The sequence below is a fragment of the Methylophaga sp. F-2 genome (assembly GCF_056859315.1).
On the sequence record NZ_JBSXOF010000014.1, the window covers coordinates 1 to 25,479 of the forward strand.

General features: G+C 40.4%; 23 protein-coding genes and 1 pseudogene. 13 read left to right on the forward strand and 11 right to left on the reverse strand.

What is annotated here, in order from left to right; genetic code table 11:
• The coding region (locus tag AC13DA_RS02205) for a cation efflux transmembrane domain-containing protein (RefSeq protein ID WP_482945838.1) at positions 1-336 on the forward strand (336 nt) is incomplete at its 5' end.
• A gap of 235 nt (positions 337-571) precedes the next feature.
• On the opposite strand, the pseudogene AC13DA_RS02210 reads toward AC13DA_RS02205, so the two are convergent.
• The 3 genes and pseudogenes from AC13DA_RS02210 to AC13DA_RS02220 form a co-directional block, all read right to left on the reverse strand.
• Positions 572-970 (reverse strand): annotated as a pseudogene (locus tag AC13DA_RS02210) (transposase family protein); the annotation flags it as partial.
• Between the two features lie 57 nt (positions 971-1,027).
• A complete protein-coding gene (locus AC13DA_RS02215; protein WP_273270763.1) occupies positions 1,028-2,407 on the reverse strand; it encodes a sensor histidine kinase in 1,380 nt (459 codons plus the stop codon).
• Positions 2,379-3,071, reverse strand: a complete 693-nt coding sequence (locus AC13DA_RS02220; protein WP_007146186.1) for a response regulator transcription factor — start codon at positions 3,069-3,071, stop codon at positions 2,379-2,381. The genes AC13DA_RS02215 and AC13DA_RS02220 overlap by 29 nt, the downstream gene beginning before the upstream one ends.
• A 149-nt stretch (positions 3,072-3,220) precedes the next feature.
• Here AC13DA_RS02220 and AC13DA_RS02225 point away from each other — a divergent pair, with 149 nt between their 5' ends.
• From AC13DA_RS02225 to AC13DA_RS02280, 12 genes are all read left to right on the forward strand, one after another.
• Positions 3,221-4,873 carry a phosphoethanolamine transferase gene (locus AC13DA_RS02225; RefSeq protein WP_007146187.1) on the forward strand — a complete coding sequence of 551 codons (1,653 nt, stop codon included), beginning with the start codon at positions 3,221-3,223 and terminating at the stop codon, positions 4,871-4,873.
• Positions 4,874-4,884: 11 nt separating this feature from the next.
• Complete coding sequence (locus tag AC13DA_RS02230) at positions 4,885-5,604, forward strand: phosphatase PAP2 family protein (protein WP_007146188.1); 720 nt, start codon at positions 4,885-4,887, stop codon at positions 5,602-5,604.
• Positions 5,597-6,067: a DUF2231 domain-containing protein gene (locus tag AC13DA_RS02235; RefSeq protein ID WP_007146189.1), complete on the forward strand. Its 471-nt coding sequence runs from the start codon at positions 5,597-5,599 to the stop codon at positions 6,065-6,067. Before AC13DA_RS02230 ends, AC13DA_RS02235 begins: the two co-directional genes overlap by 8 nt.
• A 38-nt stretch (positions 6,068-6,105) precedes the next feature.
• Positions 6,106-6,864 (forward strand): COG4705 family protein, encoded by a 759-nt coding sequence (locus tag AC13DA_RS02240; protein WP_007146190.1) that lies wholly within the window; start codon positions 6,106-6,108, stop codon positions 6,862-6,864.
• 15 nt (positions 6,865-6,879) lie between these two features.
• Complete coding sequence (locus AC13DA_RS02245; RefSeq protein WP_050797557.1) at positions 6,880-7,263, forward strand: diacylglycerol kinase; 384 nt, start codon at positions 6,880-6,882, stop codon at positions 7,261-7,263.
• Positions 7,264-7,383: 120 nt separating this feature from the next.
• Positions 7,384-9,429: an LTA synthase family protein gene (locus AC13DA_RS02250; RefSeq protein ID WP_007146192.1), complete on the forward strand. Its 2,046-nt coding sequence runs from the start codon at positions 7,384-7,386 to the stop codon at positions 9,427-9,429.
• A gap of 6 nt (positions 9,430-9,435) precedes the next feature.
• Entirely contained in the window at positions 9,436-10,125 is a 690-nt protein-coding gene (locus AC13DA_RS02255; RefSeq protein ID WP_007146193.1) for a class I SAM-dependent methyltransferase, read from the forward strand.
• A gap of 13 nt (positions 10,126-10,138) precedes the next feature.
• Complete coding sequence (locus AC13DA_RS02260; RefSeq protein ID WP_007146194.1) at positions 10,139-10,393, forward strand: FeoA family protein; 255 nt, start codon at positions 10,139-10,141, stop codon at positions 10,391-10,393.
• A gap of 50 nt (positions 10,394-10,443) precedes the next feature.
• Complete coding sequence (gene feoB, locus AC13DA_RS02265; protein WP_007146195.1) at positions 10,444-12,261, forward strand: ferrous iron transporter B; 1,818 nt, start codon at positions 10,444-10,446, stop codon at positions 12,259-12,261.
• Between the two features lie 649 nt (positions 12,262-12,910).
• Positions 12,911-13,717: a hypothetical protein gene (locus AC13DA_RS02270; protein ID WP_007146196.1), complete on the forward strand. Its 807-nt coding sequence runs from the start codon at positions 12,911-12,913 to the stop codon at positions 13,715-13,717.
• A gap of 218 nt (positions 13,718-13,935) precedes the next feature.
• Positions 13,936-14,373 (forward strand): single-stranded DNA-binding protein, encoded by a 438-nt coding sequence (locus tag AC13DA_RS02275; protein ID WP_007146197.1) that lies wholly within the window; start codon positions 13,936-13,938, stop codon positions 14,371-14,373.
• Positions 14,374-14,391: 18 nt separating this feature from the next.
• Entirely contained in the window at positions 14,392-15,186 is a 795-nt protein-coding gene (locus AC13DA_RS02280; RefSeq protein ID WP_007146198.1) for a hypothetical protein, read from the forward strand.
• Positions 15,187-15,302: 116 nt separating this feature from the next.
• On the opposite strand, the gene AC13DA_RS02285 is transcribed toward AC13DA_RS02280, so the two are convergent.
• The 8 genes from AC13DA_RS02285 to AC13DA_RS02320 all read right to left on the reverse strand — a co-directional run bounded on the left by AC13DA_RS02285 (position 15,303) and on the right by AC13DA_RS02320 (position 25,262).
• The gene (locus tag AC13DA_RS02285) at positions 15,303-15,554 is read right to left on the reverse strand and encodes a DUF6488 family protein (protein ID WP_007146199.1); all 252 of its coding nucleotides are present in this window, start codon (positions 15,552-15,554) and stop codon (positions 15,303-15,305) included.
• A 48-nt stretch (positions 15,555-15,602) separates the two neighbouring features.
• Positions 15,603-16,652 carry a HupE/UreJ family protein gene (locus AC13DA_RS02290; RefSeq protein WP_007146200.1) on the reverse strand — a complete coding sequence of 350 codons (1,050 nt, stop codon included), beginning with the start codon at positions 16,650-16,652 and terminating at the stop codon, positions 15,603-15,605.
• A 28-nt stretch (positions 16,653-16,680) separates the two neighbouring features.
• Positions 16,681-19,794, reverse strand: coding sequence for an efflux RND transporter permease subunit (locus tag AC13DA_RS02295; RefSeq protein WP_007146201.1), 3,114 nt, complete (start codon positions 19,792-19,794; stop codon positions 16,681-16,683).
• Positions 19,795-19,803: 9 nt separating this feature from the next.
• Positions 19,804-21,039, reverse strand: a complete 1,236-nt coding sequence (locus AC13DA_RS02300) for an efflux RND transporter periplasmic adaptor subunit (RefSeq protein ID WP_007146202.1) — start codon at positions 21,037-21,039, stop codon at positions 19,804-19,806.
• Positions 21,040-21,056: 17 nt separating this feature from the next.
• A complete protein-coding gene (locus AC13DA_RS02305; RefSeq protein ID WP_482945839.1) occupies positions 21,057-22,430 on the reverse strand; it encodes a TolC family protein in 1,374 nt (457 codons plus the stop codon).
• A gap of 11 nt (positions 22,431-22,441) precedes the next feature.
• Positions 22,442-23,392 carry a M56 family metallopeptidase gene (locus AC13DA_RS02310; protein ID WP_007146204.1) on the reverse strand — a complete coding sequence of 317 codons (951 nt, stop codon included), beginning with the start codon at positions 23,390-23,392 and terminating at the stop codon, positions 22,442-22,444.
• A gap of 5 nt (positions 23,393-23,397) precedes the next feature.
• Positions 23,398-23,778 carry a BlaI/MecI/CopY family transcriptional regulator gene (locus AC13DA_RS02315; RefSeq protein ID WP_007146205.1) on the reverse strand — a complete coding sequence of 127 codons (381 nt, stop codon included), beginning with the start codon at positions 23,776-23,778 and terminating at the stop codon, positions 23,398-23,400.
• A 176-nt stretch (positions 23,779-23,954) separates the two neighbouring features.
• Complete coding sequence (locus AC13DA_RS02320; RefSeq protein WP_007146206.1) at positions 23,955-25,262, reverse strand: MFS transporter; 1,308 nt, start codon at positions 25,260-25,262, stop codon at positions 23,955-23,957.
• Positions 25,263-25,479 lie beyond the last annotated feature (217 nt).

Consider the following 25,479-nt stretch of genomic DNA (forward strand, 5'->3'; position numbering starts at 1 on the left):
CAGTTGATTCTGGCTGTTGGCGTGCTCGCAGAGGTGGTGAGACGCTTCGTCTTCGGTAGCGAGCCGGAATCGATGGTGATGATGCTTATCGCATTCGTCGCACTGATTGCCAATACCACTTGTTTGCTGCTGATATCCAAATATCGAGAAGGCGGGGTGCACATGAAGGCAAGCTGGATATTCTCGGCCAATGACGTGGTGATAAACCTGGGCGTCATCACCGCTGGCGCCCTAGTCGTGTGGACAGGATCCAATTATCCGGATCTTATTATCGGTACCATCGCGGGAATTGTCGTGCTTAACGGAGCCAGACGCATTCTGGCCCTGAAGGGTTAGGCAACGTCCATGATTGGCAAATATCTCTCGCTATATGCTCTGTTGTCCATCTCCGGCCTGATAGCCGCGTCTGACCAGATTGTAAAATGGCTGGTCCAACAATCAATTGCATATGGCGAGTCGTTTTCGGTGACTCCATTCTTTAACTAGGTGAACGTATAGAAGACCGGTGCCGCATTCAGTCTTTTTGCAATTTATTCAGTGATGAGTTCAATTTCTCACGGAACGTGAGCTAATAAAACTCTTGGAATATAGTCTTATAGAATCGTTCACAAATACCGTTTTTCTGAGGTGACATCGCTTTGGTTTATGTGTGGTTAATATCATTAATTGCCATATATAGCTGTTAATCATGATGTTTTACACGTCCATAATATTCCGTTGATCGATTAGCCAGATTACGAAATATAGCTAACTGATATGCTATAAAGAACAGAAGAACCTTATCATTGAGTAAGTCTGGTAACGTAATGGGAAAGGGGGGTGTACAGTTTGACAAAAGCCAGTTTGGGATAGAGCAAAAAAGGTCTGTTGTTAAATATTATTCAACACCTTTCAAATTTCCCATATAAAACGTATATGGAGAGGCTAAGTAACCTAGACGAGCGGTTTCTATTTCACCTGCTACTTCATCAACCATTTTTGCTTCTCATCTACGCGAGAGTTTCCCAAAACTCCATTTCGATGTTTTTTAATCATCAAATACAATTTTCACTTTCAGACCAGGTTGATTGTCATTAAGGTAAACCTTTGCTCCATGCAATTCTACTACAGCTTTCACTAAACTTAGCCCTAGACCGTTACCTTCAGTAGTTCTAGAATTATCTAGACGAACAAAGCGTTCAAATACTTTGTCGTGAAATTCTTCTGGAATACCTGGTCCATCATCGCTGATTACTATGGCAGTTGAGTCTTGATAAGTTCTAACCTTGAGTTCTATCTTTCCATTATTTGATGTGTATTTGATAGCATTCTCTAAAAGATTACTTATTGCTAATGATAGTAAATGTTGATTACCAATGATGGTAAGATTTGGGGCAATGTCGAGATGAATGTATTTATTTTTTTCTTCTGCTACAGCAGCATAAAGTTCACCAATGTCAGTGCAAATGCATGATATGTTAATTGTTAACCACTCCCCCCTATAACTGCCAGCCTCGGTTTGTGTGATTTCTAAAAGAGAATTAAAAGTCGTTATTAAACTTTGGATCTGGATTACAGCATCTTGAATAACCTGCTTATATTCCTTTTCACTGCGACTTTCTAACAAAGCGACATCCAGGTGGTTGAGAACTCTTGTTAAAGGGCTTCTAAGGTCATGTGCGATATTATCAGTAACTTCTCTCATGCCTGATAAAAGCTTTTCTATCATGTCTAACATGCTATTTAGATGCTGTCCAAGTTCATCAAACTCATCGTTATTACTTGATAAAACGATGCGTTGGTCAAGTTCACCTGTTTCAATAGCTTTAGCCGTATTATTTATGTTATCTATTCGTTTGAGAATTGTTTGTCCTAAAAACCATCCCATCATCATTGTAAAAATGATGGAAGTAATCAATATGATAGCTATAATAAAGAGGGTAAATTCCTGTATATCTTCCGCAGGTAAAACACTCAATGTAATCAGTAGCTCACTGCCATCAGCTAACTTACCGGCTATCATTGGCCAGTAGCCATCATTTTCCTCTAAATGTATAGGCGCAATATCATTTTCAATCCAAATATTCACAACTTCTTCATTGGGATCTAGTTTCTTGGGCCATGCTAATAAGTCACCAAGTATTTTTTCACCTTTATCATTTACTAATAGATAGTAATGACGTGTATCCAATCCTTCTTGCCAGTTTGAGCTAAGAATAGAAATAAGTTTTTCTCTTCCTTGAGTTGCATCGACTTCTTTAAGTTTTGATAACTCAAATTTCAAACCTGATTCGAGTTGTGCATCGGTATACTGACTTGTTGACCAATAGAGAAAGCTCAGTCCTAAGGTAATTAGAATTGTTATGAAAATAGCGTATTTTAAGACAAGCTTTATGACACTAGTTTTTAGGATTCGAGGGGTCTTCACTAAGAATATATCCTTTGCCTCTAATGGTATGAAGCAATTGCTGAGAAAAGTCTTTATCTATTTTACTTCTGAGACGAGAGATCTGAGTGTCAACTAGATTAGTTTCAGGGTCAAAATGAAAACCCCATACTTTTTCTAAGAGCATTGTTCTGGTAACAATTTTGTTAATATTGCGAAGAAAGTATTCGAGTAGTTGCATTTCTTTTGGCTGTAGTCTTATTGCGATTCCATTTCTTGTCACGGTATGAGATATAAGATCTAGTTTCAGGTCGTTAATGACTAATTCAGCTTTCTCGACATTGGTTAAACTTCGCCTATTTAATACTTCGATCCGAGCAAGTAGCTCATTAAATGCGTACGGTTTTACTAAATAATCATCGCCACCCGCTTTAAGTCCAGTGACTCTATCATCTACTTCACCTAATGCACTTAATATTAGGACTGGTGTATGAATATCCTCTTCACGCAGTTTCCGTATGATTGTTAAACCGTCTAGATTTGGCAGCATTCTGTCGATGATCAATACATCATAATTTTGTGTATTGGCTAATGAAAAACCATGTAGACCATCGGAAGCATGAACAACTTCATACCCCGAATGTTTTAGACCTTTTTGAAGCGATGTGGCAGCTTCAATATCATCTTCAATTAACAATATTTTCATAGAATTCGAGAATAGCGATTTCTGATAGTCATATGTAGAAACTTATATTACCAAATTGTAATGATTACTATTTGGTAACGATGTGAGGTGAAATCTTAACTAGTATTGCGACTTTGTGAATCTCAATTATGGAGTAGGGATACGCCCACATGGCAAAGTTGCTTAAAATTTCAAACATTGGCTTCAGAGCTGAGTATTTCTCGTTACTTTTGGCGGTCTTATTTGCTGTTGTATATAACCAAAGTCTATGGCTAGGTATCTATAACGCTCAAACTAACCTGTCCCTGCACACATTATTATTCCTAATTTCCTGTGCCTTTTTCATTACTGCAACAAATAACTTTCTGTTCAATTTGTTTGCATATAAGCATATTCAAAAACTCGCTCTTATCATTATCGTTTTATGTTCGGCTGCAGCAAGCTACTTTATGGATGTCTATAACATATTACTTGATTCCAGTATGTTACAAAATGTCTTCCAAACAGATTATGCTGAAGCAAGAGATCTGTTGACATTTTCATTTTTGACACACATGTTTATATGGGGAGTTTTGCCGAGTTGTGTCATTTTCAAAATAAACATTAAATACCGACCAGTTCATAAACAAATCTTAGCTAATACTCTATCAATGACTTCAAGCCTGATTGTCGTCGCACTAATCGCTTTAATGTTTTATCAAGACTATGCCTCCTTACTACGAAATAATAGAGAACTTCGTTACCTAATTAATCCAGTAAATTACATATCAGCGTCTAAATCATTACTAGAAGAACAATGGAAATCTGCTGCACAACCAATTCAATCAATCTCTCAAGGAGTTTCAAAAGGCCCTACTTGGTTAACAAAGAACAAACGCACTGTCTTTATCTTTGTGGTAGGTGAAACAGCTAGGGCACAAGAGTTTCACCTGAATGGATATTCTAAACAAACAACTCCTGAACTAGAGAAAAGAGACATTTTAAACTTTTCAGATGTGTCTTCATGTGGAACTGCCACAGCTGTATCTCTGCCATGTATGTTCTCAAAGTTTGGACGGGATAACTACACTGATAAAAAAGGTCGTCAATATGAGTCCTTACTGGATGTAATATCAGACGCGGGGATGAGCGTATCATGGCGTGATAACAATAGTGGGTGTAAAGGTGTATGTGACAGGGTAGATAATTTAAAGATATCACACTTAGAATTTGCCAGTTTTTGCAATAAAAATGAGTGCTTCGATGAAGCATTACTTCAGGGGCTTGATGATGTTTTAGCCTCGACACAAAATGATCTGTTTATTGTTTTGCACCAGAAAGGAAGTCATGGTCCAGCCTACTTTGAGCGTGTACCGTCCAGCTTTGAACAATTCAAGCCAGCTTGTAAAACAAAACAGTTACAAGATTGCTCTGTAGATGAAATCACTAATGCTTACGATAACACGATCCTCTACACAGACTTCGTGCTAAGTAAGATCATTGATTATTTGAAAAGTAAGTCACTAACAAATGACACAGCCATGATATATGCCTCAGATCATGGTGAATCATTGGGTGAAAAAAATATGTTTTTGCACGGTGCTCCTTATTTTATGGCACCTAAAGAGCAGACACATATACCTATGATATTTTGGATATCGGAATCATTTGAGAATGAATTTGGTATTGACCGTAGTTGCTTAGATAAAAAAACTAGCCACAAATATTCACATGACAATCTGTTTCATTCGATTCTCGGAGGACTGGATATATATACCGACGCTTACAAGCCAGAATTAGACATATTCAGAAGTTGTAAAGTCAAAAATATTGTGGCTAATTAGGGATCGATTGTATGCCATATTCAAGATGGATTTTATTCCCAGTTATTATCTACTTGGTATCTATTTTCTATTTGCAAGGTTTGAATGGTGACTACGTAATTGCTCAGATTATTTACGGCGCTGAAGGTGGTAGTTGGGTACTTAAGAAGCACTGGCTAACAGAAACGCTGATTCATAAGTGGGGGCATCATTTAGTAATCGCGCTGTATATATCAATTATGGGTATATATGTTATTTCATTCAGAAATAAACGCTTATCTAATTATAATTCAGGATTAAAGTATCTAGTTATTGGTATACCTTTAGGTACTTTAATTGTATCTCTACTCAAGCACGTTACTCATATCAGTTGTCCATGGGATCTAACTGCATTTGGGGGAGACCAACCGTATTTCCCCTGGGTAAGAAGCATATTAGAGTCTAATATAAAAGAATCAGGTCAATGCTTTCCTGCAGGGCATGCAAGTTCTGCATATACATATTTCACTCTATTTTTTTTCTCTCGAAACTATTTCCCCGATTATGCAAAAACTGTTTTGCTTTGTGTTCTATTTTTTGGACTTATTTATGGGGTTTCTCAACAACTGCGTGGGGCACACTTTTTAAGTCATGATTTAACATCCGCATTGATTTGCTGGTTTTCAAGCTTGGCTTTGTGGATATATTTCTCCAGAGAAAATACCTTAAAAAAATCGAAAATACTGATCGATAGTGGAGAGGAAAATGATTAATCCTGCTCATATTCACCCATTGCTTGTTCAGATTCCAATAGCTGTCTTGCCGGCTTCAGTAATCATTCAGATCACCGCTCAACTCAAGTGTGAAGACTTATCCTCAAATTCTGGTTTTTCAGGTGTGGGATTCAAACTACTAATTTTTGGAACGGTGATTGCCTATCTGAGTGCAGGTTTCGGTGATATTGCCCTTGATAAAGCGCTTGCCAGTGGTTTTGCAGAAGAACCTTTAAAACAACATCAATTCGTCGCCAACTCAGCAGTGCTTTTATTTGCATTTGCCTCTCTTACACAAATATTGATTAGGTGGAGAAATTGTAGCCTAAAAGGTCTATTTAGTTGGCTGATATTAACACTTGAATCTGCAGCAGTTATTACATTGTTTGTCGCTGTCTATTATGGCCACTTTCTGGTGCTTGAAAATGGCGTAAATGTTGAAACAGCCAAGCCAGTACTTTGAACTGATACAAGCAAGAGAAATTATATGAGGAACATACTGTGAATAATTATTCAGAAAATATTATGTCTAAAGTGCCACAAGTAACATTACTGTTTTGGGTGCTAAAAATTATCTCGACAACACTCGGGGAAACCGGTGGTGATGCTGTTTCAATGAAAATGAATCTAGGTTATCTCGCCGCGACAGGTATTTTCTTCACTTTGTTTGTTTTATCTGTAAGTGTTCAGATCTTCGCTAAAAAATTTCACCCACTGATTTACTGGTTCACCATAATTACCACTACAACTGTTGGTACAACATTAGCCGACTTTACAACTCGGTCTTTAGGAATTGGATACCTCGGAGGCTCAATGCTTCTTTTAACACTTTTGATTGGTTGTTTAGCACTTTGGTACAGCCGCCTTGGAACGGTATCCGTCGCCTCCGTTAATCAACCTAAAGCAGAAGTATTTTACTGGCTGACAATTATGTTTTCTCAAACATTAGGAACGGCATTAGGAGATTGGACGGCAGATACAGCTGGAGTAGGTTATTTGGGAAGTGCTGTTTTATTCAGTGGAATCCTAATCATATTGTTAGCCGCAAATTATTTAACGACTGCTTCTAAAACCTTACTTTTTTGGTCTGCATTCGTTCTTACAAGGCCTTTAGGAGCTGTACTTGGTGATTTTCTGGATAAATCCCCCTCTTCTGGTGGGCTTGGACTCAGTCATTATGGTGCAACTGCAGCGCTTTTATCCATGATGCTATTTCTTCTTTTTTCATTCAAACAATCACCTGCTAGTAAAGCTCATTGATTTGGTAACTGAAAAATGAATGAATCACGACAAAATAATAGATTTATCAAGAAGCACACAGGGATAAAACGTTTATTTTATGCGACAACATATTCTTGGAATGGGTTGAGGTCGGCTCTAAAAAATGAAGCTGCATTTAGACAAGAGTTTTTAGTATTTATCATATTTACCGTTTTTACGTTTTTATTTGATGTTACTGCTATAGAGCGAATTGCTTTAATTAGCAGCCTACTAATGGTTTTGATTCTCGAATTAGTTAATTCTGCCATTGAATGTGTTGTCGATCGTGTTGGGATGGACTGGCATCCATTGTCTGGTCGAGCCAAGGATTACGGCTCTCTAGCGGTTTTATTGGGCTTAGTGATAGCCGCAGGCATCTGGATAGGCATTCTCTATTAGAAATGTTCTTTTACATTCTGTCTTTATGAGTCTTTTAACTAAAAAAAGTTATAAATCAGTATTAATAATTTGCTGCTAATGAAGTTTTAATTAGTTGCGATCTGATTGGAAAATAAGTCTATGACAACAGCAAAAAATCAGTCCACATTACAAACAGACGTGTATTTTTTATTGAGTTCTGCTTTTATTCTCATGATTTTACAAACAGTATTGAGACTAATATTACTTGCGAGAAATCATGAGCTTGCTACTCAAATACCAATGACCGATCTTTGTGCATCATTTTTAATTGGTATGAGATTTGATTTAATAATTACGGTATATGCTGTTACCCCTTTAGTTCTAGGAATGCTATTTAGACAGGGTTTTAAGTTTCGTAAACTATATCTTGTATGGTTGACTTTTGTAGCTAGCTTATTGATTTTCCTAGCAGTGATGGAACTTGACTTTTATCATGAGTTTCACACTCGCCTAAATAGCCTTGTTTTTGAGTATTTAAAGGAAGAGCCCGGTACCGTATTAAGCATGGTTTGGTATGGATTTCCGGTTATTAAATATTTAATGCTGGTTGTTGTTCTTGTAACCATTATTTATTACGCCTTAAAAAAGAACAGTGATCATATAGCTCATGGGCAGAGACAAATTTCTTATTCAACTCGATTATGTGTTTTCTTTTTATTATTGATTGTTAGTATCGTCGCTGCTAGAGGAACACTAAGGCAGGGGCCTCCTCTTAGATGGGGAGATGCATTTCATAGTGAATACTTATTTTCAAATCACTTAGCGTTGAATGGCGTATATACCTTGAGTAAAGCCATTATTGGAAGTCGTAAAGTTGACAATAAATGGCTTAAACAAATGCCGTTAGATGAAGCCAATTCAATCGTGAAAACAATGCTTTTAACAAGCAAAGATAAGTTGCTATCTTCTGATACTTCACCTACCTATAGGCAATACGATGCGGGTGAAGGACTTCAGAGCGAACCATTAAATGTCGTATTTATTCTGATGGAAAGTTTCAGTGGTGAGTATGTCGGTGCTCTTGGGCATGACTACTCCATCACCCCTGAATTTGACAAATTAAGTCAAAGGGGACTGCTATTCGAACGTTTTTTTTCTAATGGGACGCATACACATCAAGGCATGTTTGCTTCAGTGTCATGTTTTCCAAACTTGCCTCATTACGAGTATTTGATGCAGCAACCTGAGGGAACAAGGAAATTTTCAGGCTCGATACAAATCACCGCTGATAGAGGCTATCAAAGCTTGTATGTTTATAACGGTGATTTTGCTTGGGATAATCAGAAAGGCTTCTTTGGTACTCAAGGCATGCAGAGGTTTATTGGCAGACATGATTACGTCAATCCTATATTTTCCGATCCTACATGGGGCGTTTCTGATCAGGACATGTTTAATCGTGCTGAGATAGAGTTGAAAGAACTTCCAAAAGACAAACCTTTTTTTGCTTTTCTACAGACACTATCTAACCATACACCTTATGCACTACCGATACCTTTACCTGTCAGACCTGTTACAGGATTTGGTTCGCTAGATGAACATTTAACAGCAATGCGTTATTCAGATTGGGCTCTCGGGCAGTTTTTTAAGAAAGTAGAACAATCTAGTTATTATAAAAATACAATTTTTGTCATTGTCGGCGATCATGGGTTTGGTACAAACCGTCAACTTACAGACATAGATCTACTTCGATTTCACGTTCCATTACTAATTATTGGGCCGGGGATTATTGAGAAGTATGGCAGAAGAAACACAATGGTCGGATCTCAGGTGGACATCGCTCCAATAATCGCTGGCCTACTTGGAGGTAAGAGTGTTCATAGTTGTTGGGGTAGAGACTTGTTAAATATAGATGATAAAGGGTTTGCCATCATTAAACCTTCTGGCTCAGATCCAACAACAGCGATTATCAGTGGTGAAGAAATACTGGTTAGAGATGCCTATGACAAAGAAAAGCTTTATAGCTATCAACTGGGAAAGTTGCCTGAGGTTACGCTTTCATCCTCTGATGACAAAAATGTAATGTCCCACAGGCTTAGTGCTTATATCCAGTCAGCTACTAAGAGTTTACTTGATGCTTCAACGCATCGTCCTGACTTCCTGACAAAAAAAGACATCAGTAATAAATATGATAAACCTCAGAAGTGATAAGCAATGAAAAGAAAAGATCTTGAGTTTTCAAAAAAATATGATGCAGAGCATGCAAAAGCATACTTTGAAAAACATCAGTCAGGACTATGGCGTAAGATTTCTAATTGGAGAGACCAGCAGATTTGTAGGCAAGCTCTTAAAATCGCAGGAAATCCTAATTCTATTCTAGATATGCCATGTGGGACTGGTCGATTTTGGCCGTTGTTAGCTGAAAAGAAGAACAGAGCAATTATCGCTGCAGATTATAGCCAAGAAATGATAGATATTGGTATGGCCTATCGCCCTTATGAGATAACCCAGAAAATCCAAACTCTGCAAACATCGGCATTCGATTTGACAATGAATGATAATAGTGTGGACTGTGTTTTTTGTATTCGACTTTTACATCATATCGGGACATCAGAAGACAGAATGAAAATTCTTGATGAATTACATCGAGTGACCCGCCAATCGGTGATTATTTCATTATGGGTAGATGGTAATTATAAAGCCTGGAGACGGAAAAAACTTGAGAGAAAAAGAACGAACCAAAGTTATCAAAATAGATTTGTTCTTCCTGTTGAAATGGTAGAAAAAGAGTTTGAAAACTCCGGCTTTATAATCAAAAAACACATAGACTTTATCCCGAAGTATGCAATGTGGCGTACCTATGTTTTGAGTAAAGACCACGCATTTATTTCTAAATCTTCCTAAATACAGAATGAGAATGACGGACTCATCATTAGCTTGTACTTTATGGCAACTGCAGGAGGGAAAGTCTGCCTTTATTCTAGCCACAAATAAAGACATTAATCCTATTCTTGATGCACGCATACAAGACTTAGGTCTTGGAATTGGTGAGCAGATAAGGTGTTTATGTAAAGGTCCATTCAACGGCACTATTGTTATACAAGTCGGTGACTGTATTTATTCACTGGATCCTAGTCTGGCCAAGCAGATACAGGTAATCGCCTTAGGATAAGTGAGCTAAGCTCAACGATATATAACTATCGAGAGATGTTCTATTAAATTATGCAACGAATTCTACTTGTTGGAAAACCTAACTCAGGAAAAACACTTCTCTTTAATCAATTGACAGGACTGAAGCAAAAAGTTGCTAACTTTCCTGGAGTAACTGTCGAGTTAAAAGCTGGGCGCCTGAATGAATATGAGTTAGTTGACTTTCCAGGTGCTTATTCACTGAATACACTTTCCCACGATGAAGCTCTAGCGGTGGAAAAACTTCGAGAGGCTATGACATCGACGGAAACTTCACTGATAGTTTGTAACCTTGATGCAACTCGTTTGGAGAGAAGTTTGGTTTTCGGTCTTCAGGTGCAGGGCCTGGCTCAGCAATACAAAAAGCCAATCCTTTTTGCACTAAATATGATTGACGAAATAGCACGCATGAGCCATCACATTGATTCTGAGTCTTTGTCTGAGGTGCTGGGTAGCCCAGTTATTCCAATTTCAGCAAAAACGAGACAGGGTATTGAAAATCTAAAAAAGACTATCAAGACTATAACTAAACTCCCAAATCTATATTTGCCCAAACATTCTGTTGGTGACGAAAAGTCTATACGTAAACTAGCCAGAAAGGTTGGGAATCAGTTCGGAATTCAGCCTGAAATATCACTCAGAAATCAAAACGCTTTAGACCATTTTCTACTCCACAATTCAATTGGTGGCATCGTATTTATGGTAGTTATGTTCTTACTTTTTCAAAGTATATTTACATGGGCTGCACCTTTGATGGATGCTGTAGAAAATGGTATTACTTCTCTCGCATCATATATCTCGTCATATTTAGGCACGGGTCTAATTGCAGATTTCATTAATGATGCTGTATTCTCAGGGATCGGTTCATTTTTAGTTTTTGTGCCTCAGATAATGGTTCTTACATTTGTAATCGGTTTGTTGGAGGATTGTGGTTACCTTGCTAGGGCTGCGTTAATTTGTCATAGACCATTAAGTTATTTTGGATTATCAGGACGCACTTTTATACCATACTTGTCAGGACACGCTTGCGCTATACCAGCAATTATGGCAGCAAGAACTATTGAGTCACCACGCAAAAGGTTGATAACGATGCTGACAATCCCATTACTGTCTTGCTCAGCTAGGCTTCCTGTTTATGCTCTTTTAGTAAGTGTGTTTATACCAGAGGTCCAGTATCTCAATGGAATTGTTAGCTTGCAGGGAATTACCTTTTTTTGTTTGTATTTATTTGGGATTATGACTGCTTTATTGGTAAGTTTTATGCTCAGTCGATATACGAAAATTGGAAAAGATAATGTCGATATGCCTTTCATTCTTGAGTTGCCTGCTTACCGATTACCTCACTGGAAACCCTTAATCAATCGTGTAATGAATAGCGGAAAACAATTTATCTACCGTGCAGGCCCTATTATTTTTCTTGTTTCTACTATCGTTTGGATTCTTGGCTACTTCCCACTAGAGCCTGGAGGTCTTGAGAATTCATATCTAAGCAAAATAGGACATTTTATTGAGCCAGTATTCTCGCCTTTAGGACTTGATTGGCGTTATGGTGTAGCCATAATTTCATCCTTTCTGGCAAGAGAGGTTTTTGTTGGTACTTTAGGTACACTGTTGGGTATGGATGGCGCTGATGGTGATCTAGTTGGTTTAGCTGATAAAGTCCGAAGCGAAGGGATGGAAATTGGCACTGGAATTGGATTGTTATTGTTTTACGTTGTTGCACTGCAGTGTGTGGCAACGGTTGCTATGTTAAGAGCCGAAACAGGAAGTGATAAAGTAACACTCTCAGTTGTTATTGGTTATGGAATATTTGCATATTTTCTAGCTCTTCTGGCCCATATATTAATCTAATGATATTAGTGCCCCAACTGCTTTGTATACTAAAACAAAGAACTGTGTGGAAACAGCATCTACTTTTGCAAGTACTTAACAATATAAATGCATTCATTAGTAACTAAGAAAGTCAATTTGCCAAAGTTTTTTCATTAGTAAATATAAAAACTAATCAAGTGTTTCAATTAATATTGTACGGTACTGACTAAAAAGCTTAGGTTGGAGATTTATATAATAAAGTCGACTTCTTGACATCCAAAATCCACTCATACAAAATGAATTACATTCTTGTCAGTGATTAATTTTGCTGACTGAATCGCTAGCAGAACGAACTTTCTGCTCTCAAATAGATATATCTACGGATGTATCAATACTCCTCAAAGTATTTCACATAAAGAGTCTGTCTTCTAAGGAGGGCAGACATATTTAATTATATTTCCATTCAAATTAGCTATAACGGCCTTATCGCAAAGTCTGCATATATGTTGATTTTGCAATAAGGTTTTCTTAGCAATAACAATATTGCTTTTGAAGTGAACGTCGGCACTATCCGACACTCAATACTTGTGATCTAATCCGATCACAACAACACCCTCGGGGTCAGATGAACATCGGCCCTGGGCGGATAATGTCATTTGGCCCCTTTTTGTAAAAAAAGGAGCGTCAAATGAGCAATCAAAACGATATTTCCACTTTAGCGAAGGACGCTTGGACATTCGATCTTCCAAGCAATGAACCTTGCCGTCTATTTCTGACAGAAAAGAACGGTATGCCTGAACAAGTTTGGTTTATGACCAATGAAGGCAAAGCAACAGATGACCTGGCGCTTTTTGCAAAGATATTAACACTCGATCTTCAGCAAGAGATGCCAGATAAAGTACAGGAAAAACTGAATAAATTAGCAAATGTCACAGGCAAAGCATTCAGTATGGCTTTTCCTCCTACGGGAGAAAAGCAGGTGATGAAAGGACAAGTAAGTGCCATTGCAAAACTACTCCAGCATCGAAGTAGTTTTCCTATGACGGATACTCCTATGCAGCGTGAGCAGCATACCGGAGATATCTGGGATGTGGATGTATTAGATCCATATACACAAAAAACTTTCACCATCAAGATTTCAGAGCCCGTTATTGATGGACGTAAACGACCCAGTTCTATCTGGTTAGAAGGTCATAACCCAGAAATTCTGGATGGTTTATGTGCATTATTTTCAGCTGATATGTTGAGTTCAGACTTATCTCGCATAGCGATAAAGCTGAAAACTGTGCTTGAACCAATCACATCAATGTCTGGTACTGAGTATCGGTTACATAACTTTAGCTCTTATATTGCCTACTTGTTGTTAGGTCGATATGAAAAGCACTTCTATATGGACAAGGAAATAAATATTCTGTCATATCGAAATGTAGTATCTATGGATACTAAGAAATCAACTAACGGACGTTTCTTTTCACACGAACTGGAGGTTGGTTAAACGTTTTAAAGAGTTGCCTTAACGGTGACTCTTTTTTTAGCTACATTGACAAACAGTTCAACCAAAAAAAGGGTTTCTGCGCTGAATACTTGATATTCAGTCTGAAACGTTCAGCAGTAGCGTTTATTACTGCTCTCATCAGTATTTGACCAAGGTTAAATACCAATTTCAGGTTCTACCCTCAACGAGAGTGTAGAAAACCCTTTTAGGAGAAAATTATGTCAGTTAATAAAGTTATTTTGGTTGGTCGTTTGGGTGCTGATCCTGAATCCCGTGCCTTTCCTCAAGGCGGTAGCATTTGTACATTGAGAATCGCTACCAGTGAGTCGTGGAAAGACCGGCAAACAAACGAAAGACAAGAAAGGACTGAATGGCATCGGGTAATACTGCGTAATAAGTTAGGTGAAATTGCACAGGAGTATCTAAAAAAAGGTTCGCAAGTCTATATCGAAGGTAAATTGCAAACTAGGAAATGGCAAAACCAGCAAGGTCAAGATCAATACACAACAGAGATTGTTGGTAATGAAATGACCATGTTAGACAGCAGATCAAGTGCAAACAATCCAGCAGGAGATATGCAGCAGCCATCATCTAACATGCCTGACGATATGGATTACTATTCCGGTGATTATGATAGTTATGGACAAGACAACTAAAATAGAAGGAGATGCATAATGGCTGCAACTAATTCAAAAGTTGTTCAAATCCAAAACCTCAACGGTGAAACGAATCGATATGTGAAAGTCTCTGCCCGTATACCTGATTTTTTAAAGGTATATGGCCCAGATAAAGGCTATCGCGTACTGTCTCAAGCAACCGATTACCTGGATTTTGCACAAGGCCGAAAGGAATTGTGTGTAGCACTTGCAGCACAAGGGAAGCTACCAGAACAGCACATCAAAGAGTTCATGGAAGAGCGTAGAGTTGTCTTTAAGTCGCAATTAGTGGACAAAGAAGGCAATGTAGTCGCGGAAAGTTCTGCAATCAAAGCAGTTTGGTATCTTAAAGATTATGAAACTGGGGAGACAGCAGCATTTCAGCGATTATTGGCTCGATTGGGTTTTGGTGGGGAAATCTTCGATTCTGATGAAGATAACGACATGCAAGCCCAAGGTCTTTCTTTTGATAATGCAAGTGTTGATAAACCAAGTCCAAGTCAGTCTGTAGTGATGAAGCCTGTAGAATTGGAAACATCTGATACTAAGGCTCAAACTTCAGCGGCTAGTGTGACAAAGACCGCCAGCTCCACAGAGCAGACGGGTTCGGTCAGCAAACCTGCACAGTTGCAGGTGGTAGATGCAAGTAAAAGTCGTGGCGTGAAAGCTGATCCTAATACGATACAGCCGGCACAACTTAGACAACTTGAATCATTGGCCAGGGTGAAGAGAGTAGAGTGTCCAAAAGTGAGTACTCCAGAAGAGTTTCGCAAGGCACTTTTAGAACTTAAAAATTTACCTTTACCCACATGAAAGCAAAAAACCTCTACCGATTATTATCGGTGGAGGGATTTCGACATATATTTTAGGCTGTTTTCTCACATTTTTGTATGAACTATCTTCGTGAATTAGATTGCACAATAACCACTCTAGAAGTTACAACTATCGTTGATTTCACAAAGCTCCCCTGCGTCAGTGAGCATCAAGTAGGTTGTGTCAGGTAAAGCATAGTTTATTGCTTCTAAAACAGCATACCCATCTGAACGACCAATGAGCTTAATATCTTGAATTTCAACTTTCGCCCAGCTTGAATGTAACTTCCCGACCGATATTTCATTCTCAGTTGCGGCTAGCTCTCTAAGTATTTCCAGGGCACAGTTGACGATGAATTTATCACTCATACTTTTTTATCTCTCAAACACAAGTGAACTCTATGATTTCTATTAATATCAGTGACTGTGGTAATCACCAAGACCATGACGATGAGCACTTTCATCATAGGTCTCTTGTTCCATGATAGGTTCTGGCTCTTGTTCTGAAATGACCTCACTGTCTATGTGATAATTTTCTCCATCATGGGTATGAAGCCTTTCGTCATAAGAGTTATCAACTGAGACTGCAGGTACCTCTTCCTCAGCATTGTTATCCACATGGCTGTGATAATTACTACCGTCATGTGAGTGTTCAAAATCTTTCGAAGAGGCGTCACCGGTGAGTGCGCTGTTAGATAAAACCTCCGAAGAACTGGAAGCACTTTTCTTAATAGCTAAGGCCATATCTTGGTGTGTATGGAAGTGATCGTCTTTATTCATTGGGAAGTCATCTGTGTATTTTGTGTGCGCGTATCCATGAAGTTGGAACGCCAACAAAAACAGACCAGCCACCATTAGACTGACATTAGAGGTGACTGCAAACTTAGTGAAGCTTTCACGCTTACGCCATACAGTGAGTAGAGCCAGCATTACAGCAAGTGCAACGATTTGACCTAACTCAACGCCGACATTGAATGCCAGGATTTTTGCTACTAAACCTTCTGTACCCAAAGGCAATTCTTGGAGGCGTGTAGACAGGCCAAAACCATGGATCAAACCGAAACCAAAGACCATCCAAATTAAGCTAGGTGGATTTGTATTTAGATAGCGTTTGAAGCCATTTAGGTTGTCAAAGGCCTTGTAACAGACTGTTAACGCAATGACAGCATCAATCAAAAAGTAATTAATTTTGATGCCTAGCAGTGTGGCAAATATCAAGGTGATCGAATGGCCAACAGTAAATGCCGTGATGAATTTAACGATACTGCTGAACTTGGTTAGAAAGAACATGACACCAAATAAAAACAGCAGGTGGTCATACCCTGTAAGCATATGGGTTGCCCCTAAGCTTATGTACTCCATGAAGTTAGCATTGAGCATGCGAGCCTGATCTTCAGGTGACATACCGTGACCAAAAGCTAACGGACTAATCAAAATTAGACCTAGCACTAACAACAATTTAAACATGATTGCTTTTTCCTTTAATCCTTTGAGTTTATGTAGTTTTTTTGTTTGTTCTTTGCACGGTCCGGTATAGCGCCGGAAGTACAAACAAAGTCAATAACGTGGATGAAATAACACCTCCAATAACAACAGTTGCTAATGGTCTTTGAACCTCTGAACCGATACCTGTATTGAGTGCCATAGGTACAAAGCCCAGAGATGCGACAAATGCTGTAGTAATGACAGGTCGTAAACGAGTCATTGCCCCTTTGACGATCGCTTCGGTCACTTCAAGTCCGTCTTTAAGCAGTTCCCGGATGAACGACACCATGACTAGGCCATTCAGAATGGCTATGCCTGAAAGTGCAATGAAGCCAACCGCAGCGGAAATAGAAAATGGAATATCCCTTATGACCAATGCCAGTACGCCACCAGTCAGAGCTAGTGGTACACCAGTGAATATCACCATGGCATCTTTAAAGGAGCGAAGCGCCAACAGAAGTAAGCCAACAATCATCAATAACGTTGCAGGCACAACTACCATCAAACGTTGGGAGGCTGACTGAAGGCTTTGATATGTGCCGCCATACTCCACCCAATAACCAGCTGGAATATCAACTCGTTCATTGACGGTGCTCTTAACATCTTCCACGAAAGATCCTAAGTCACGACCCCGAACGTTAGCTGTGACGACAACTCGTCGTTTGCCATTTTCACGGTTAACCTGATTCAAACCATCGGTGTAGCTAAAGTCGACAAGCTCCATTAAAGGGACATACCGTTGATTTGTAACTTGGATAGGTAAGGAACCCAGAGTATCGAGATCCGTACGACGATCTTCAGGCAGCCTAACCGTAATATCAAAACTACGATCCCCTTCATAAAAGAGTCCTGATACCTGCCCACCAATCGCGATGGCGAGTTGGTCTTGAAGCATGTCCAGGCTGACTCCGTAACGAGACATCACGTCGAATCTAGGCTCGATAGTGAGAAAAGGTAGACCTTTCGTTTGCTCTACTTGCACGTCAACGATACCGTTGACGTCAGAAATAGCCTCCTCGATGTTACTGCCTACTTCGGCCAGTAAATCCAAGTCATCACCAAATACTTTTATCGCTAACTCAGCACGTACACCCGACAAAAGTTCATTGAATCTCATTTGAATTGGCTGAAGAAACTCATACCGATTACCTGGAATGTCACTAACTAACGCCTCTAGATCAGCAACAACTTCACTCTTTAATTTATCCGGGTTAGGCCACTCAGAGCGTGGTTTAAGGATGATGAAGTTATCTGCAACACTAGGTGGAACAGCGTCTGTCGCAACATCAGCAGTACCAATTTTTGCAAATACCCTCTGTACTTCAGGCAATTCCTTAATTTTGCTTTCCAAGATTTGTTGGAACTCAATTGACTGAGAGAGTGATGTACCAGGAATGCGTAGTGCATGCATCGCAATGTCACCTTCATCAAGGTTAGGAACAAATTCACTTCCCAATTTGGTCGCATACCAGCCTGATAAAGCGACAAGTGATGCAGCAAGCAAGAGCACCAGCCACCTAACTTTTATTGCCTTGATCAGTAACCACTGATAACCACTTTGTAGAACATTGAAAGTTTTGCTTTCTTTCTCGACTAGTGGCTTTTTGAAAAGAAAAGCAATTGCAGCTGGTACGAATGTAACGGACAAGATCATTGCCGAAACCAAAGCGATGACAACGGTTATCGCCATAGGGTGGAACATTTTTCCTTCCACTCCTGTAAGAGAGAAAATCGGAAGGTAGACAGCCGTGATGATAAAGACACCAAACATTGCTGGCCTGATGACTTCGCGAGTGGCGCTATAGACCACGTCCAATCGTTCAGATAATGAGAGTGTTTTACCTTGCTTAGCTTCGATGCCTAAACGACGTAAACAGTTTTCAACGATGATGATGGCGCCATCAACAAGAAGACCAAAATCTAGCGCGCCCAAACTCATGAGGTTCGCGCTGACTCGGGTTTGTACCATGCCCGATATTGTCATTAGCATTGCGAGAGGGATTACCGCTGCAGTTAATAACGCAGCACGAACATTGCCGAGTAAGAAGAACAGAATGACAATGACCAGTAATGCGCCTTCCAGCAGATTGGTTTGCACAGTCCTGAGTGTTTTATCAACGAGTTTGGTGCGATCATAAACAGCCTTTGCCACTATTCCTTCTGGCAAACTCGCATTGATGGCCTCTAGTTTTTCTGCCACACCTTTCGCTACTGTTCGGCTATTCTCTCCGACAAGCATGAAGACAGTACTCATTACGACTTCACGACCGTCCTGAGTGGCAGCACCCGATCTAAGCTCAATACCTTCTTGGACGTCTGCAAGGTCTTTTACACGTACAGGCATTTTCTTAGAGGACTTCACTAAGATATTGCCAATTTCTTGAAGACTACTTGCCTGACCAGGAACACGTAATAAAAGCTGTGCACCTTTCTTCTCAACAAAACCTACACCACGGTTTTGATTTCTGTTGGAGATCGCCTCAATAAGCTCTTGCTGTGAAACTTCATGGAAAAGTAGCTTTTCCGGTTTAATGGCTATCAATACTTCACGTTTAAAACCACCTATTGGGTTGACTTCGACGACTCCCGGGACCCTCAGAAGCTGTGGTCTAATTATCCAGTCGTGAGCAGTCCGCAGGTCTGTAGGAGTGATTGCGCTTCCATCTTTTTTTGTTGCGCCAGGCCTTGCATCAACGGTGAACATAAATATTTCACCGAGACCAGTAGCAATGGGACCTAGCTCCGGGTTTAATGAGGCCTGAAGTTTGGTCCTCACATTTGTGAGGCGCTCATTGACCAGTTGTCTGGCGAAGTAGACGTCAGTGTCATCACTAAAGATGATTGTGACTTGAGATAGTCCGTAGCGAGACACTGAGCGGGTGTATTCAAGGTTAGGTAACCCCGCCATAGCAGTCTCAATAGGAAATGTAACTCGCTGCTCAACTTCTAAAGGCGTGTAGCCAGGTGCTTCAGTGTTGATAACTACCTGAACATTGGTAATGTCTGGTACAGCATCAATAGGTAAACGGTTGAAGTTCCAGATCCCAAGCATGCTGACAAATAACACTAATGCCATGATCACTGAACGGCCATTCAGAGACGCTCTTAATATGGTATCTAACATAGTTTCCTCTTAATGGTCGTGTGATGCGCCTGACTTATCTATGTCGGCTTTTATAACGTAACTGCTACTGGTGACGTATTCTGTTCCAGGTTCAAGACCACCCCTGACTTCAGCCCACTCACCAGCTTGTTCTCCTAACTCAAGCATTCGTACTTCGTAGGTAGTGCCTACTTTTGCGTACACGACCTGAAAATCTCTAAATGCTTGAATGCCATCACGCTTAACCGAAAGAGGTACCTCGTGAATATTTGTGGTAACGGTTCCTTTCACCATCGCCCCAGGGCTCAGGCTTCCTGATTGGTTTTTAATCGATACGCGTATTGCCACACCCTCAAGGCCGTCCATTTCAGGGCTTATGTAATCGATTTGACCTTCTATGGGCGCAGCTACCCCTTCAATCACAAGAGAGACGGGGTTACCCAATTGAATTTTTGAACGATTTTCAGGGAAGACAAACAGCTCTGCGGCTAAAGACTTTTTATCTACAATTCGTAGTAACTCTTTACCTTTGGTTTGCTCGCCGGTATTAATGTTTCTGTTGGTAACGACGCCACTAATAGGGGCATAGATAGTGTAAGAATTTAGACTTTTATCACTCTCTACCGTCAGAAGTGGCATGCCTTTTTTTACATCATCACCCAGATTGACATGTACCTTTCTCACAAGACCATCAAAGCGGGCAGAAATGGTTCTGGTGTTCTCTATCGGTGAAATCAATTGCCCGTAGGCTGAAATGGTCTTACGTATGTTTGCTGGGCCAGCTTTCTCTGTTTTAATTCCGCTTGCCTTTGCTATTTCATCATTGATAACGACTCGGCCTTCAAAGTTGTCATAAGACCAGGTGTATTCTTTGCCTTGAAACTCGGCATTAAGTTTCACAGCAAAAGAATGAGGCTCATAGATGGCCATATCTCCTCTCAAGTAGTCTTCCTGCTGATAAAATCCGATGTTATCTTTAACATCGCCCAGCCGATCTAGAACAACATCGACCTTGACGTTGTCTGGACTAATCGGTTGGCCTGATTGTGATGCCCATACCCTGAACTCAGGTGGAACTCCATCCTCGTATATGGCTAATTCAATGGCAAAATTACCCTGTCTTAGCATTCTTCCGTTGTTTGGTCCTTTCTCTACCTCTTCGTAGACAGCCTCCGCATTCTCCACTGCGTGTGCGGGAGTAGATACCAGCGGAAGTAACGCCAAATGCATAGCCAATATCAGGCCTTTACTGCGTAGATTTTTCATTAATGATTTCCTTTGAGTTACAGGGCAACACCAGCCAGGCGCTCAATTTCGACACGATTGAGGTGAGCCTGGAATTGCAGGTTTAATAATGTTTCTTGAGCCTGGATGAGGTCTTGCTGAACAGAGCTCCACTGAACAAAGCTGTACTTTCCTAACTTGTAGGCATTTTCTGCTTCATCAGCTGCGCGCTGAAGGCTGGGGATCACTTTTTCTTGTAGTGATGTGACAGAGTTTTGATACCGCTCATATGAACGAACGTAGTTCGCTAGGTCGGTTTCCATACGAATACGGGTAGCCTCAGCATCGGCACGGTAAGCTGCTTGTTCAGCTCCGAGTGCCCGTATTTGGGCCGCATTACGGTCAGGACGGCCCAGGGGGATCGTAAATCCGGCTACCAGACCATAATCATTGGCCGCTTCATTGCGACGAATTCCAGCGTTGAAACGCCATTGAGTTTTTGCTTCGGACTTAGCAAGTTCAGCTTTTGATTTGGCAACTCTCTCGTCGCTTAAGAAAATTTCGATATTCGGGTGATTGGTTAGATACTCTCTGAGTTGTTCAAAGTTAATACGTTTAGTTGGTAAATCTAAAACACCTTCAACCTCAGAAAACGACGGTTCGTACTCCCCCCATTGAGAAGCCAGACTCTTAACGGCTGCATCAATTTCATAACTGCTGTTGTGGAGGGAGAGCTTTTTTTCTTCTAGATTAGCTATTGCCTGATACCTGTCTGCATCTGGAGCAGCTCCGGCTCTTACACGTCGGCTAACTTCTTTTTCTACACGCTCAAGCTCAGCTACGGCGTCATTTTCAAGCTCTTTTTTCTTTTGAAAGTACAGGGCAGAAAGATAATATCTCGCCGTTTCAGAAGCGATGTCTAATCGTTTTACTTCCTGCTGTATGACTAAGCTAGACTTCTCTCTCTCGGCAATAATGGTCCGTTTATCTAATAGCTCACTTTCTAGCAACCAACTTAGGCTCAGTGTGGATTGAGTACTTCTTATATTGCTGTATGAGCCTGTTCCCATGGCATCTTCAAGCATGAAACTAAGCTCTGGCCGTTGCCCCACACCTGCTTGCTGAATGTAGCCATCAGCGCCTTTAATTAGCTCGTTATATCCCGGTAAGTCTGGGTGTTGAAGCAATGTCTTATTGACAGCCTCTTTAAGTGAAATCGAATTTAAATTCTCCTTATCATCACTGGCATACACAGGTAGCCATGCAATCATTGCCGTAGCAAAGACGACACCGATGAAAAGTTTGGTGAATAAAAACCGACCGACAATCGGTTTTTTATAGAAAGATTTTGGCTTTGGCGAGCCATGAGTAATAACACCATAAAACCGACCACCAATCGGTTTTATGGGCAGAACTTTTTTTTGGTTTTCCACAAAAGTCACTCCTAATGATGAAAAAAGGTTTCAACGAGGTGATGGAAGGTGTCTAGGCTTAGCAGGCAAAATAAACTGATTAGAATGAGAGAACCATAAAGCGAGAAATTCGTGATGGTGCTTGCCGGTTGCTGCGTCAACAGGTTCTCGATGCGAGCCTTAACCTCATTGCCACTGAAGTTACATTGAATGTTGGCCTCTACTTGGCCTCTTTCATATGTACTGATAATTTTCGACACCTTCAATAAGGTAGTAGCAATATCAAACTTAGAAACTCCACTTGAGACCACAAAGCTATCTGCTATTAACTCCATTGAGAAAGCCATTTCATGCTGAAGCCTTTTGCTGATGCTTCTTGGGAAAAATGAGGACATAAAACCAAAAATGAGCTTTTTTAAGGAGTCTCTGTTCTTAACATGGCTGAGTTCGTGCAACTGAACAATCTTTAACTCAGAGGCATCAAGCTTAGTTGCAAGACCTTTCGTTATGAATGTCTGGGGGTTGATTAGCCCTGCTGAGAACGCATTTGGCTCTCTAACGTCAAGGAGCCCCTCGCTATCAGAAAATGTCCTGAAGTGAGTGAATGTTTGTGCATGCCTAGCAGCTAATACACAGCTTTTGACAAAGGTGAAACTGAATACAAGGATCAACAGTATTGTCGGATAAATATGCCAACTGTTTATTACAAACTCATTAGAATGATGCCAGTGCATCATATCAGACAATTTGGGGAAAATAGTCTCTAGTGATAATGCGAGGAGTACAGGCGAAGCTATAGCTAGTGCCCATGGCATACTTACCGTTAGCCACATAAGTTTTTGTTTACGAGCTGGAGCAAGGGTGAAGGACCACAAACCCGTGTTGGCACTAACTAATAAGCTTGATGCAAAAATACCGCTAAAGAACGCGACTGTCCCTAGAGAGAGTATATTAAGCAGGAACGCTGCTAGGTCAAAAAACAAACCAATTACTCCACATCTGACATAGTTCGCTGCCTATCAATGAGCGCTTCCAGCTCAGAAATTTCTTTATCAGATAGGCTAGATGATATGGAAGAGAAAGCCGCATGAAGTGCACTTTCAGGGCTTTCAAAGAAGTCCTTGGTCAAGTCTACAAATAATTCTCCAATGAAGTCATCTTTTGTTTTTGCTGCTTGATATACATAGGCATAGCCAGTTTTATGGCGTTTCAGTAAACCTTTTTTGTAAAGCCTGTCTAGAGTACTTTGAATGGTATTCAGTGTGCCACCACGTTTAGGCTCAAAATACGCGTAAACCTGCTTAGCATCAGCATCACCATATTCCCAGAAAAATTGTAGCGCGGCTTTTTCAAGTTCACCTAAGTTCACAGTATTGGTCACCTTCTTAGTTTGGCAAGTAATCATTACACATGTAAAACCGATCGTCAATCGGTTTTGTTGTTATTTTTCATGCTTGTGATGTTATAGGGAGTTAACTTAGCCACATGTATTCTCAATGGAAGCCTAAAAATAACGTCCGTCGAATCTGAATACAGTTATATCATCTATTTAGGCCAGTGTGTGTGTAACTCATCAATAACGTAAACGTGTGTATGTCGCTTAAGACCATTGCTAGAATGAGGGTGATCGTCAGGCAGATCATAATGCGTATGCTCAATTTCACTAAGATCGTCAGCGGGCCATAACATTACTGCTACGATCACTGCCACGAGTGTAACGAGAGCAAATACTAAAAAGGTTATGGGTAACCCCCAAGTGGCACCCAACCATCCAGCTAGAGGATAGGATATGAGCCAACATGTATGTGAAAGTGAAAACTGAGCAGCAAATAAATCTGGACGATCTTCAGGATGTGAGGAGCGGGTCAGTAAACGTCCAGAAGGTGTCTGCACCATTGCATAACCAAAACCTAATAATGACCAGATCACCATCAACATGTTTGGACTACTGATGTTTGAGGCCACTACCAAGCCTAATGTTAATAGTAGGCTTGCTATAAGCATTAATGTGCGGTCTTTTACAACTCTCAACATAGCGGGCATAAGCAGTGCAGCTAACATAGAGCCTCCTCCGAAAAATGCTAGCGCCATAGCTGTGTCCTGGGCAGTCAGGCCAAACTTGGCTTGCATGATAACTACCGTATTAACAAACACCATGGCTCCGGCTGCAGTAACACCGAAATTAAGTGCTAGTAAGCCGCGTAATCGGGGCGTCGCTAGGTAGAAGCGGATACCTCTTGTTGTCTTTTGTATGAAGCTCTTCTCCGTTCTTGGGCTAGGGCGGATTATTGGAAGACTAACGCTGGCTACTAAGACGGCTGAAGCGATAAAACCCAATACGGTACCTGAAAATAAGCCATGCCAACTCATGAACGATAGCAGCAGGGCTGCAAGTGTCGGGCTGATGAGGTTTTCCATATCATAAGCCAACCGAGACAATGAAAGAGCATTAGTGTAGTCATCTTCATCGGTAAGAATGTCTGGGATTGTGGCTTGAAATAAAGGCGTAAAACAGGCTGAGGTTGATTGTAAAAAAAAGATTAAAAGGTAGACCTGCCAGACCTCCGTTACAAAAGGCAAAAATAGGGCAACCCCTGCACGAATTAAGTCTAGCGATACTAGTACCTGCCGCCGTGGCAATGAACGCAATAGAGCCGAAGCGAAAGGCGCGATGAATACATATGCCAGCATTTTTATAGTTAAAACGGTACCTAAAATAAGACCTGCGTTTTCTTGTGCTAGCTCATAAGCTAGCAAGGCAAGTGCGACTGTAGCAAGTCCAGTACCTAATAGTGCAATCACCTGAGCCAAAAAAAGGTGTCTGTATATCGTATGGGTTAAAACTTTTAGCATCTAGAGGTACTCCATGACAGATAAATCAAGATTTGTTTGATTGTACTCATCTGCAGTTCTTGCTCATCTAGTTTAATTATTTGGGTATCCGGAATTTCTGGTTGATAAAATGCCAAAGATGTAAAGAAGAAAATCTTTCTCAGCGGATTATCTGATTGATCCTCTTCAGCCTACTCTACTGCCAATTTTCTGTTTCCACCTTCGCCTGAGTCTTCAT